This window comes from Saccharopolyspora sp. 6V (assembly GCF_020176785.1).
Taxonomy (GTDB): Bacteria; Actinomycetota; Actinomycetes; order Mycobacteriales; family Pseudonocardiaceae; genus Saccharopolyspora_C; species Saccharopolyspora_C gregorii.
This window is the reverse complement of record NZ_JAIUKB010000200.1, coordinates 1-11,440: the sequence shown is the minus strand read 5'-3', so window position 1 is coordinate 11,440 and position 11,440 is coordinate 1. Positions and strand designations below refer to the sequence as shown.

10 protein-coding genes, 2 pseudogenes and 1 CRISPR repeat array are annotated in these 11,440 nt (G+C 69.7%); of the genes and pseudogenes, 7 read left to right on the top strand and 5 right to left on the bottom strand.

Annotated features, from left to right (window positions below; all coding sequences use genetic code 11):
• Nucleotides 1-84 precede the first annotated feature (84 nt).
• Complete coding sequence (gene cas2 / locus LCD35_RS28905) at nucleotides 85-477, top strand: CRISPR-associated endonuclease Cas2 (RefSeq protein ID WP_308016950.1); 393 nt, start codon at nucleotides 85-87, stop codon at nucleotides 475-477.
• Between the two features lie 125 nt (nucleotides 478-602).
• Nucleotides 603-2,106: direct repeats of the CRISPR family, unit length 37 nt; unit sequence GTGGCATCGGCCCGCCAGGGCCGATGAGGATCGCAAC.
• A 44-nt stretch (nucleotides 2,107-2,150) separates the two neighbouring features.
• Here the strand turns inward: cas2 and LCD35_RS28900 are convergent.
• Both LCD35_RS28900 and LCD35_RS30645 read right to left on the bottom strand, forming a co-directional pair.
• Nucleotides 2,151-3,281: an MAB_1171c family putative transporter gene (locus LCD35_RS28900; protein ID WP_225045249.1), complete on the bottom strand. Its 1,131-nt coding sequence runs from the start codon at nucleotides 3,279-3,281 to the stop codon at nucleotides 2,151-2,153.
• The gene (locus tag LCD35_RS30645) at nucleotides 3,281-3,673 is read right to left on the bottom strand and encodes a hypothetical protein (protein WP_225045252.1); all 393 of its coding nucleotides are present in this window, start codon (nucleotides 3,671-3,673) and stop codon (nucleotides 3,281-3,283) included. The genes LCD35_RS28900 and LCD35_RS30645 overlap by 1 nt, the downstream gene beginning before the upstream one ends.
• 206 nt (nucleotides 3,674-3,879) lie before the next feature.
• Here LCD35_RS30645 and LCD35_RS30640 point away from each other — a divergent pair, with 206 nt between their 5' ends.
• The gene (locus LCD35_RS30640; RefSeq protein WP_225045251.1) at nucleotides 3,880-4,122 is read left to right on the top strand and encodes a hypothetical protein; all 243 of its coding nucleotides are present in this window, start codon (nucleotides 3,880-3,882) and stop codon (nucleotides 4,120-4,122) included.
• Between the two features lie 123 nt (nucleotides 4,123-4,245).
• Here the strand turns inward: LCD35_RS30640 and LCD35_RS30635 are convergent.
• Both LCD35_RS30635 and LCD35_RS28880 read right to left on the bottom strand, forming a co-directional pair.
• A pseudogene (locus tag LCD35_RS30635) lies at nucleotides 4,246-4,647 on the bottom strand (alpha/beta fold hydrolase); the annotation flags it as partial.
• A gap of 80 nt (nucleotides 4,648-4,727) precedes the next feature.
• Nucleotides 4,728-5,150: a helix-turn-helix transcriptional regulator gene (locus tag LCD35_RS28880; RefSeq protein ID WP_225045248.1), complete on the bottom strand. Its 423-nt coding sequence runs from the start codon at nucleotides 5,148-5,150 to the stop codon at nucleotides 4,728-4,730.
• A gap of 690 nt (nucleotides 5,151-5,840) precedes the next feature.
• Between LCD35_RS28880 and LCD35_RS28875 the strand changes: the two genes are divergently transcribed.
• The 5 genes from LCD35_RS28875 to LCD35_RS30840 are packed head-to-tail and all read left to right on the top strand — an operon-like array spanning nucleotide 5,841 to nucleotide 10,696.
• Nucleotides 5,841-6,815, top strand: a complete 975-nt coding sequence (locus LCD35_RS28875) for a hypothetical protein (protein ID WP_225045247.1) — start codon at nucleotides 5,841-5,843, stop codon at nucleotides 6,813-6,815.
• Nucleotides 6,815-7,117, top strand: a complete 303-nt coding sequence (locus LCD35_RS28870; protein WP_225045246.1) for a hypothetical protein — start codon at nucleotides 6,815-6,817, stop codon at nucleotides 7,115-7,117. The genes LCD35_RS28875 and LCD35_RS28870 overlap by 1 nt, the downstream gene beginning before the upstream one ends.
• On the top strand, nucleotides 7,114-7,926 hold the full coding sequence (locus LCD35_RS28865) for a hypothetical protein (RefSeq protein ID WP_225045245.1): 813 nt from the start codon (nucleotides 7,114-7,116) through the stop codon (nucleotides 7,924-7,926). The genes LCD35_RS28870 and LCD35_RS28865 overlap by 4 nt, the downstream gene beginning before the upstream one ends.
• On the top strand, nucleotides 7,926-9,557 hold the full coding sequence (locus LCD35_RS28860) for a hypothetical protein (RefSeq protein WP_225045244.1): 1,632 nt from the start codon (nucleotides 7,926-7,928) through the stop codon (nucleotides 9,555-9,557). Before LCD35_RS28865 ends, LCD35_RS28860 begins: the two co-directional genes overlap by 1 nt.
• Nucleotides 9,557-10,696 carry an SCO6880 family protein gene (locus LCD35_RS30840; protein WP_374108153.1) on the top strand — a complete coding sequence of 380 codons (1,140 nt, stop codon included), beginning with the start codon at nucleotides 9,557-9,559 and terminating at the stop codon, nucleotides 10,694-10,696. The genes LCD35_RS28860 and LCD35_RS30840 overlap by 1 nt, the downstream gene beginning before the upstream one ends.
• Nucleotides 10,697-10,761: 65 nt before the next feature.
• Here the strand turns inward: LCD35_RS30840 and LCD35_RS30835 are convergent.
• A pseudogene (locus tag LCD35_RS30835) lies at nucleotides 10,762-11,061 on the bottom strand (relaxase domain-containing protein); the annotation flags it as partial.
• Between the last annotated feature and the right edge of the window lie 379 nt (nucleotides 11,062-11,440).

The window sequence follows — 11,440 nt, the reverse complement described above, 5'->3', positions numbered from 1 at the left end:
GCCACCAGACACCTCCACAACGACAACAAGACCAACCTACGACCACCGTGCCACCAAGATCAGTTTTGTTACAAGTAGTGAAGCGTGAGGTGCCCGCCGGCCTGCTCCCGAACGTGCAGGCGCGGCTGTTCGCACGGCACCTCCGCGGGGATCAGCCCGCCTACGAACCGTGGATCGCGAGCTGACGTGGAACTCCTGATCACATACGACGTCGACACCACTACATCAGCCGGACGCCGCAGGCTCCGGCGAGTCGCGAAAGCTTGCGAAGCGTACGGAGTCAGGGTGCAAAAGTCCGTGTTCGAGATCGTCATGAGCGAAGTGCAGCTGTTGCTCTTGCGCCAACGCCTGCTCGACATCATCGATCCGGAACTCGACAGCATCCGGGTCTATCGCCTCCCCGGCCGGGCCTTCAACGAAGCTCAACATCTCGGCCATTCACCGCCGGCAGGCCACGACACCCCGCTCATCTTCTGATCGAAGCTTCGGAGTGGGTAGCGTCCTGGGACACGCCGTTTGGCTCTGAAGCGATTCCCGGGCGTGTCGATAACGGTCGGAGAACAGCCACCTCAATGGAAGATGGATTGTCCTGCGTAAGCAGGGTGGCATCGGCCCGCCAGGGCCGATGAGGATCGCAACGAAGACCTCGATGAGGTCGTCGCCTTGGGAGAGCTCGTGGCATCGGCCCGCCAGGGCCGATGAGGATCGCAACCACCTCGATGTCCTCGATATCCCCGAGACCGCTGACGTGGCATCGGCCCGCCAGGGCCGATGAGGATCGCAACCACCACGGCCTGGTCGGCCCGCCCGGCGCGCACCTGTGGCATCGGCCCGCCAGGGCCGATGAGGATCGCAACGGGACCGGGAGTATCGAGCCGGTGCGGGTGCTGCTGGTGGCATCGGCCCGCCAGGGCCGATGAGGATCGCAACTCCACCACCCCCGCCAGCACCGGGCGCCCACGCAGCAGTGGCATCGGCCCGCCAGGGCCGATGAGGATCGCAACGAGCAGGCCGACGTAGACGGCGAACGCGATGGCGAGGTGGCATCGGCCCGCCAGGGCCGATGAGGATCGCAACCCGGACGGCCTGCTCCCGGCGCAGGACCTTGGCGCGTGTGGCATCGGCCCGCCAGGGCCGATGAGGATCGCAACAAGCACAGGACCACAACTTGCCTGGACGTCGAGCACGTGGCATCGGCCCGCCAGGGCCGATGAGGATCGCAACCCTGACGCGTGGACCCTCGCGTTCGCCGCCGACGGCTGTGGCATCGGCCCGCCAGGGCCGATGAGGATCGCAACATCTCGTCTTCCTCAGAACAGACCCCGCTGCCCAGCAGTGGCATCGGCCCGCCAGGGCCGATGAGGATCGCAACCTCGCCGAACGCACGGAACGGTGCGACAAGCCGCTCGTGGCATCGGCCCGCCAGGGCCGATGAGGATCGCAACGTGCAGCAGGCGCTGCTCGATGCGCCATTGCAGCACCGGTGGCATCGGCCCGCCAGGGCCGATGAGGATCGCAACCCAGATCACGTCGCCGTCGGAGTCGACCCGGCACGGGGTGGCATCGGCCCGCCAGGGCCGATGAGGATCGCAACCACGCCAGGCGTTCGGCGATGAGCGGCTCCAGCACGGTGGCATCGGCCCGTCAGGGCCGATGAGGATCGCAACCACACCAACGACGCCGACACCCGCCTGGTCCTCACGTGGCATCGGCCCGCCAGGGCCGATGAGGATCGCAACTCCGGCGTGGTAGGGCTGGTTCGCGCGGGCGTTGAGGGTGGCATCGGCCCGCCAGGGCCGATGAGGATCGCAACGACCTCGACGACCCCGAGTTCGAGGAGCGCGTCACCGTGGCATCGGCCCGCCAGGGCCGGTGAGGATCGCAACCCTGAGATGAGTCGACCACAGTCACCTTACGAGCGGTTGTGGCATCGGCCCACCAGGGCTGATGAGGATCGCAACTCGGTTCGGTCGACGAGGCCGAGGTGCGCGGCCCAGTAGCATCGGCCCGCCAGGAACGATGAGGATCGCAACGACCACGACGACATCCTGCGCGACGCCCTAAAGCTCGTGGCATCGGCCCGCCAGGGCCGAGTTGTGGCGGCCCCGCCTGGCCAACTCCTGTTTCTCTCGTTGTAGACGGGATACCGGCTAAAGGTGTGAACCGGTCTTTGATCTCAGCTCGACGAATGCGTCGGCGATGGAGAGAAGTTGCCGAGTATCGGCGGCTGCTTCGGTGGATGTGGGTGGCGCGATGATGCTGGGTGCCCGTCGGGGCATGTCGGAGCTGGTGCTGCGGTGGAGTGCGCTGTGGATCAGCTTGGCTTGCTCAGCGGCGGTGTGCGCGGTGTCGGTGGGCTCCGGCAGGTACGGGCTGAGGCAGACGAGGCCGTCGCGGATTTCGATGATGCGGCGGTAGGTGCGCAGGCGCATGGCGCGGAGGTGGAGGCGTTCGCGCTGGGGTGTGGTCGTGGGGAACAAAGCAATGGTGGGGAAGCGGTCGGTGAGGGCTTCCCAGAGGGGGCGGAGTCGGCGGTAGGTGCGGCGTGCCTCGAACCAGAGGTGGATTTTGATCAGGGCGGTGCGTGCTCCGGGGTAGCCGATGCCGAGGAAGAACGTGGTGATGCCGACGGCAAGGACCGGGGTGGTCCAGGTGGCGGTGGCGGGTATCGGGTCTACTCCGAGGAACAGGCGGCTGGCGGTGGAGATCGTGCGGGGGAGGTGGACTCCAGCGAGGTTGATGAGCAGGCCGATGGCGGCGATGTGCAGGCTGAGGCGTGCGCGGGATCGGGTGTGTTCGGCGGTGGTGCGGGCGAGTCGGGCGCCGCGGGTGCAGGCGTAGGCGAGGTAGAGGTTGCCGACGAGGTAGAAGGCGAGCATGTCCGGCGCGTTCGCGTGCTCGTAGCTGGTGCGTGCGGTGGGTTCTGCTCGGGCGAAGGTGGCGATGAGCAGGCCGGAGGTGAGCAGTGCGAGCCCGATCTCCCGGTAGCCGTTGCGTGCGGCGCCGAGTGGGGACACGCTGCCGTGTAGCAGGACGATCAGCAGGGCGAAGAAGACGGTGAGCACCGTGTTCTGTGCCAGCTTCGGGAAGCCTTGGGGGAGTGCGGCGGCGAACGCGGGCAGGGAGCCGGCGAGCTGGGCGGTGAGCGCCACTACGACGAGCAGCGTGCAGATCGTGACCGTGTGCAGTCCCTTATCGCGGGGTGCGCGGGCCAGCTGGGAGAGCTTCCACGTCGCGGCGATCACCGCGGCGGCCCACATCAGCAGGTGGGGCAGCACCATCACAGCCAGCCCTGGTGATCGTCGAACGCACTGCCGATCCGGGTCGATGCCTCGCTGGTGCTGTCCGGTGTGTTCTCCAGGCGGTGCAGCAGTTCCGCCCATTCCTTGATGACGGTGGCGACCATCTCGGCCTCGAACTCGACCGCGGGGGCGTAGCCGTCGCGGCGCAGAGCTCGGCGCACGACGTCCGGCGGGATGTCGGGGAACAGCTGGGTCCAGACGTCGTCATCGTCGTCGTTGGAGGCGTGGCCGCTGATGAGGTGGCCGATCTCGTGCAGGATGATGTGTTCCTGGTGAGCCGGTGTGGTGTCGCGCTGGTAGAGGATCCAGTCCGTTTCGGCGGTGGAGATCCACAACCCGAACGCCCCGGGAGCGGGCAGCGGCCAGGGCACGAGCCGAATGGGGCGGCCTCGACGACGGCCGAGTTCGTCGCAGAGTCGCGCGACGTCCAGCGGTGGTCGCAGGTCGAGGTCTTGAAGCAGCCGCCGGACCGTGCGGCGCAGTTCGAGTTCGCTGCGCCAAGCACGAAGTCCGCGGCCCCGGCTCCTCGCCCCGCCTCGGTGAACAGCATCAGGAGTGCGTTCGCGGTGGCGCGAGGGTGGCTGGTCAGGCTGTTGTGACCGCCGGGGAGCTCGGTGAGTGGTCGTTCGAGCAGCGCGGCGAGCTGTTCGGCGCAGCGGTGTTCCCACTTGCCCCGGGATCGTTCGCCTCCGGTGGCGTGGATTCGCGTCCGAGCGTTGTGGAGCTCGTCGGAGGGGAGCCGGGCGGTGCGCACGGCGGGGAAGTCGTGGTGGAAGAAGCGCCGCAGGTTGGCCTGGAGGTCACCGACGGGCTGGGGTGAGCTCGCGTCGGGCTCGGGTGCGTCGGCGCGGTGTCCGCCGAGCGCGGCGAAGTGTCGGATCGCCGCGACGACATTACCGGTGGCCGCGATCGCGGCGACGGCGTCGAGTCCGGCATCCTGCTCGGGGTCGTGGACGAGGCAGGGCATCGGGGGCTCGTGCGCGACCAACAGCTCGACGAGATCGGGTCGGGCGATGGTGAGGTGGAGGCCGATGACGGCTCCGATGCTCGGGCCGACGACGAGCGCAGGCTCGGTGGTCACCGCGTCGAGCAGTGCGGTGGCGTCGGCCGCGTGCAGGCTCATCGTGACGCGTGGTTCGGGGCTCGTGGTCTGGCTGCGGGACAGGCCACGGCGGTCGTAGGTGATCACCCGGTAGCCGGCGGCGGTCAGGTGCTCGGCGAGCTGGGCGGTGGCGCCGGCTTCGCTGAGGCCGCCCTGGATCAGCAGCAGCGGCGGCCCGTCACCGCGGACCTCGTAGTACAGCTTCCCGCCGTCGATCTCGACGAACCCGTCTTCCTCCGCCACCGGTGCCCCGCTTTCCGGTTGAGTTCCGTTTCGCCTCTGTACCGTCTCCTGCTCGTCGTGGTGATGCCAATGAGGTGTGCTCACCCTTCCGGGTGTTGTTTCCTGCTTTGGTCGGCTTGGAATTCGATGAAGCGCATGACGCTTTCGAGGGCGTCGGGGGAGAGCTCGCTGGCGCGGGCGGCGATGCGTTGGGCGCCGGCTTCGCCGAGGACCGCCAGTGCCTCGTACTGGCGGTTGAGGTCGTGGGCGCGTTCATCGTCGGAGAAGTAGTCGAGCTGGACTTCGAAGAAGTCGGCCAGGGCCTGCACCAGTTGCCAGCTTGGTGAGGTCTTCTGCCCGTTGAGCAGGTCGTAGAGGTAGGTCTTGGACACCTTGACCTTGCCGCGAGCGGTGATCGCGGTTGCCACCTCGGTGGCGGTGTACTTCTCGCCGCCGTCCTTGGTGACGCTGTCGAACAGTCTGCGCAGGCGTGCGGCGAAGCTCATGTCGGTCTTGTCGACCACGTCGACCACCCACTCCCTGGGTCCACTATAGCGGAATCATCGCATCGGGAAGCCACTACAGTTGACGCTCCCGGTCGGTCGGGTTACGTTGGCATCGTCCGTTCCACTATAGCGGAAATCAGTGGGAAAGATCCACCGGTTGGCGCGGTGCTCTCGTGCAGTCACCGCATCGGGCAGTGCAAGGCCCCGGCCGGGACGGTTCCCCGCTGGCTCCATGGAACGCGGAGACCGCGGAGCGCGGTGATCCACGAACGCCTCCGCCAGTGCATGAGTCGGTGGGACTGCTGAGTCTGCGGCCCTGAACGGGCAGCACCGGCTCGGTCGCCGAGGCCGAAGAGCCCGGTGGCGAGCTCGAACTTCATCCACCTGCAGCACCTGTTCGGCGCGACGCGATGCCGCACGCCGTCAGGACGGCTGAACCGAAAGCACCGATCCGAAGCACGGCCTTCGGGCGTTAGTCCCGCACGTCCTGATCAGTCCCTGTTTCCGCAGTTCACAAGCCACTCGAACGTCGGAGAGATTTTGATGTCCTCATTTCAGCAACAGCCAGGCACGCCGCCCGCCGTGCCACCGGTCGACCACGCCTCGCCGGGAACGCGGCAGCCGTGCACCGCAGCGCTCCGGAAGACGGCCGGTGCAGAAGATGGGCTGGTCGCGCGTGATCGACGGCTGGCCGGAGCCGCGGCTGCGATGCGCGATGATCTGCCCACGCCGGACGTCGTCGGCGCTGTCGAAGCCGGTCGGCTCGCGGCAGCAGCCGAATCGGGGACGGCTGAGCCGGAGGGCGACGATGTCGCGTTCCGCACGGCTGCCGCGACCGGCCAGGCGGCTGCGGTGGTGCAGCGGCAGGGGCTGCCGCCGGGTGCTCACGGCGGCGCGGACTGGTCCGGTTTCGGTTCGGTGGTGCCGGTGTTGGCGGCATCGCCGGGGGCTGGTGCGTCGGTGGTGGCGGCGGTGCTCGCGGATGCGTTGCAGCTCGCGGATCGCCGGGTGCTCTTGGTGGATACCGCGGATCCGGTGCGGTCGGGGTTGGCCGCGGCCGCTCGTTCCGACGGGCCGGTGTTCGACGGTCCGCATCCTGCGGTGCGGATCCGGGCTTCGTGGCGGGGGCACGCGGTGCTGGCGCGGGTGGAGACGTCGTTGCCGATCGTGACGCCGGGGATGGTTCCGGCACCGAGGTTTTTCGCTGCTGCGGCTCGGTCGGTGCAGGCGACCGTCGTGGACATCGGGCACGACCCGTGGCGGGTGGCGGCGCATCCGCTGGCCGGGGCAGGGGCGTGGCTGCGGGTCGGGGAGCCGGGGCCGCGCCCGGTGTTGGTGTGCCGGGCGAGCAGGCCGTCGTTGTTGCACGCCGAGCAGGTGCTGGCTCGACTGGGTGCCTGGAACCAGACCGGGATGATCGCGCCTCCGGCGCAGCTGGTCGTGCTCGGCGCGAAGAAGTGGCCCGCGGGAGTGGCGGGTGCGGCCGGGCGGCGCACCTCGGCGTTGCTGGAGAACGCGGTGTTCCTGCCGCACGACCCGGTGGTGGCGCTGGGCGGGATCACCGCCGAGGTCACCCCGGCTCGGCTGCGCGATGCCGCGGTGCCGCTGCTGCGGCACCTGCGCTTGCTGCCCGGCCCGGCGCATGCGGCCGGAAACTCCTTCTCCCGAAAGGTGATCCGCTGATGCTCCACATTGGATTCGATGTCGTGGTTCCTGTCCTGTCACAGCTTCCGAACCCGGCACCCGCGCCGCCGCCCGGTGCGGACAAGATCACCGAAGTAGCGGGGTACTTCAAGTGGGGTTCGCAGATCGCCCTGCTCGTCGGGTTCTTTGCGGGGTTGGCGGTGTGGGCCGGAGGACGGTGGGTCGATCATCACCGCGCGGGCAAGGTCGGCGTCGTCATGATGCTCTGCGGCGTGTCCGGCGGGCTGCTCTACGCAGTGGGATACCCGCTGATCAACGAGCTCGCCGGAGGCGGACGATGAGCGCCCCGCGCGACGCTGCGCGGGAACGGCGCCGAGCCGGAGCCGGACTCGCCGCCGTGGTGCTCGGCACCCTGTCCTTGGTGACCGTGCTCGTGGCGTTGATCGTGGCCCGCGCGACCACACCCGTGCCGACTCCCGCGGAGTCTGGAGAACCGGTCGCCGCGACACCGGCCGATCCCGGCGACGTCTCGCCCTCCGTGCTGGAGCTGGTGTCCCGGCCGATGCCGATGCTCCCGCCGCAAGCCGTGCGACCGCAGCCGTTGAGCACCGGGTCGGCCGGACCTCCGATTGTCCTTCCGCCGACGCATCCGGTGCGGGGCAGCGGAATTCCCGGCGTTGTGCCTGGAACCGCGCGAGGCGCACTCGCCCAGCTCGCCGCACTGGACCAGGCCGCATTGCGCGGCGCCGATCCGGACCTCTATTCCCGCGGGTTCACCGCGCTCTCCGAACCGGGAGCACCAGCTGCCGCCGAGACCGGGATGCATTCGTTGCTGCGGTCGTTGCGGATGTCGGCGGGCATGTCACCCGCGGGCCCGGTGCCCGGGATGCTCGCCGACTTCCAGCCCACGCACGGGCAGATCAAAGGCACTGTCGGCGGCCGATTCGTGGTGGTGTGCGTGCTCGGCCAGTTGTCCGTGGACCACCGCGGGCAGACCGTGACCGCCGGGATCGGGGACTGCCAGGCGATGCGCTGGAACGGGCACCGCTGGCGGATCGCCGCGACGCCGTTGGCCGCTCCGGCACCGAGCGCGTGGCCGGGTAGCGACGACGCGGTGTCGGCCGGTTACCGAGAGCTGCGGGAGGGCTGATGTGGCCGTTCGACGACATCGGCGACTCTCTCGGGTCGGAGATCGCCGAGTTCGCGGCGGACGCGTTCGAGTCCGCGATGCGGGCGCTGTGGGACGGCAGCCTCGACCTGTTGCGGGAGTCGTTCGATCTGGCCGACCGGTTCTCCGTGTTCGAGGTGAATCCGCACGACGGCCCGGTCGGGGTGCTGTGGCCGATGATGCTGTGGATCTCCGGGGTGCTCGCGCTGGGGTTGTTCTCCTGGCAGCTCATCATGACGTCGCTGCGGGGCGGCCGGGGGATGGTGCGGTTGACCACCGGCCCGTTGCAGTACGGGGTCGCGCTGGCGATCACCGTCGGCATGGTCGGCACGTTCCTCGCCGCTTCCGACGGGCTCACCCAAGGCATCCTGCGCGCGGGTCTGCAGTCGGCGAACTTCCACGAAGCGCTGGAGAGCACGGAGTTCGCCGGAGGTACGGGCGAAGGCATCAAGGCGGTCGTGCTCGGGCTGTGCGCGGTGATCGGGGTGCTTCCCGCGGCGGTCGGCTACCTGCTGGAGATGTTGTTCCGCGAAGCCGCGATCTACCTGCTGGTCGCCACGATCCCGATCACCGCGGCCGGGCTGCTGGCCAACGTCACCAAGCGGTGGTTCTGGACGACGGTGCGGTGGCTGCTGTCGTGCATCGCGATGAAACCGGTGCTCGCGCTGGCGCTCGTGCTGGGCGTCGGCCTGGTCGCGGGCGCGGAGGGGTTGTCGGCGCTGCTCGCAGGGATCGGGGTGCTGGTGCTGAGCGTGTTCAGCCCGCTGGTGCTGTTCCGGTTGTTCGCCTTCGTCGACCCGAACACCGATGCCGGAGGTGTGTTCCGGGACGCCTTGTCGTCGTCGACGGGCATCGATTCCTACGGCATGAACAACCCGGTCGCGAAAGCCGCCACCTCGCTGGCCGGGGCCGGTGACAGCGGCTCGGCCGACTCGGCGCAGGAAGACGCCGCCACCGGGCGGTTCGATGCGGCGGTCGCCGATGTCGGAGACCGCGACGGAGACGCCGGTGGTTCGAGCGGTTCCGGTTCCGCGGACCAGCCCCTCGACCCGGACGCGGCACGGCCCGAGCAGGACGAGGACGCACCGGGCGGAGCCGACACCGACGAGGTGCGGCCACCCGCTGCCAACAGGGGATCGGTCACGAGCGACGACGGGATCGGACCGCAATTCACCGGTGGCGGAGGGGACGACACGCGGCCGCCGGAGCCCGGTGGTGGAAGTGATGAGCCGCCGGTGCCTTCCGGCGGTGGTGACTCGCGGCCGCCGGAGCCACCTGTCCCCGGCAGTGATGGAGCCGAGTCGCGTCCGCCGGATCCGCCGGTTCCGCACGGCGGAGGCGATGGATCGCGGCCACCGGACCCGCCGGTTCCGCACGGCGGAGGCGATGAGTCGCGCCCACCGGACTCGGCGACTCCGCTCGGAGAAGGGGATGAAGCGCGCCCGCCGGAGCCGTCGGCTCTGCACGGCGACAGGACTGAACCGAGCCCGCCGGAGCCTTCGGTGCCTGGTGGCGATGGGGAACCGCCTGACACCCGTTCTCGCGGCGGCGGGCCGGGACGAGACGGCGGCGATGGCGCCGGTGGCGATCTGGACGAAGGGCTGAACACGTGATGAGCAACAGCAATCGCCCGCGGATCTACCGCGGCTTGGCGCACGCAGAACGCGCCGGCTGGATCATGGGCTTGACCCCGGCACAGACGGTCACCTGCTTGATCTTGGTCGTGCCGGTGTTGTGGGCGGTCTCGGCGGGCCGCTTCCTCGACGCACTGGTGCTGTTCGCCGGGTGCGGTGGTGCCGCGGCCTTGGTCGTGGTGCCGGTGCGGGGACGCCCGGCGCTGCGCTGGCTGGGACATCTGCTGCTGCACCAGCTCGGCGTGGCCACCGGCTGGTCCCGCTGGCAGTCGGCTGCCGCGGCCGGGCATCCGGTCGATCCGGAGGAGCCGGACCTGCCCGGTGTACTGCAGCGGGTCGAGCTGCCGGACGGGCCGCCGCTGCGGGATCAGGGACGGGTGTGCCTGATCCACGACACCGGCGACGGCCGGTGGGGTGCGTCGGCACGGCTGACGCACTCCGGGGTCGGGCTGCTCTCGGGGGAGCAGTGCGAGCGGCTGGCCGCGCGGCTGGGAAACCTGCTGCTGTCCATCGGTCATCGCGAGGTCGTGGACCGGTTGTCGCTGCTGGTGCGCACGGTGCCCGATGACGGGACCGAGCACGAGGTGTGGCGTCGTGAGCACGAGGTCGCCGACGCCCCGGATCTCTCCCGCCGCGTGGCCGACGAGCTGAATTGCACGATCGGCAACGCCGGTGTCCGGCACGAAGTGTTCGTCACGGTCTCCGGCACCGAGGACGCGTTGCGGAAGCCGGCGGCGGCCGCGGGCGGTGGGGTGCAGGGACGCGCCCGGGTGCTGTACCGGGTGCTGGACGGCCTGGAGGGACCACTCGCCACGATGGGGGTGACCTCGGTGGACTGGTTGTCGGGCGCGGGACTGGCCGAGGCGGTGCGCACGTCGTTCAACCCGGACTCCAGTGCGGTGCTGCGCGCCGCACACCTGACCGGCGCTGCGGAGCGGGGCTTGCCGAAGGCGGCGGCGGGCCCGGTGGCGGCACCGTCTCCGTCGATGCGCCGCTACGACCACGACGCGTACTCCACGGTGTCGTACTCGGTGCTGATGCCCGAATCGGGCACGGTCTTCGGGAGCCTGTCCTCGCTGATGGGGGCGCCGGGTTCACGGCCGTGGGCCCGGTTGTAGGCCGCGTAGGCTTCGCGGATCATCGTGCGCAGGTCGTCGATGCCGCCGAAGCGCGGGAACCGGTTGCCGAGTTTGGTCGCCTGCAACGCTTCCTGCGGGCTCGCTCCGGACGCCAGTAGCCGCGCTTCGATGCCGTCGGCATCGGGATGCCGACCTTCACCGAACAGCGCCTGCATCTGCGCCGCTTCGACTTCGCCGGTCATGCCCAAGGCCGCGGCACCGGAGCCGAACCATTGGCCGGGTGGGTAGCCGTGGCGGAAGTAGTAGTCCGCGAGGGTTTCGCCGACGTCCATGTCCCGGTCACCGCACGCGACCCTGCCGACGAGGTACTCGTGACCTCCCGGCGTGATCTTGCGGATTCCCATCATGGCGGCACCTGGGCAGACGTGGTCGACGACGAAGCGGCGTGTTCCATGCTCACGGGCCCGCGAACGATTTCCGAGCGGCCATAATCGATTCAGCAACCTGGGAGCACTCCGAGTGCAAGAGGTGCTGTGGTCGAGCGGCGCGGGCGGCGCGAGCCGGGCGGGCAAGGGCGGCCGGGCGGGAGCGGGCGCGGCGCGGCAGGCGGTACGGGGTGTGGGGGCCGGTCGGTGCGGCGGGGCGGGTTGTGGCGGTGGTCTGTTGTGTTGCCGGGGGGGGCCGGGGGCCGGGGGGGGGGCCCCGGGGGCCGGGACGACCACGACGACGATGCGGAGGACCGCGATGAAGGACGAGTTGAAGGACTACCTCGAAGAGCAGTTC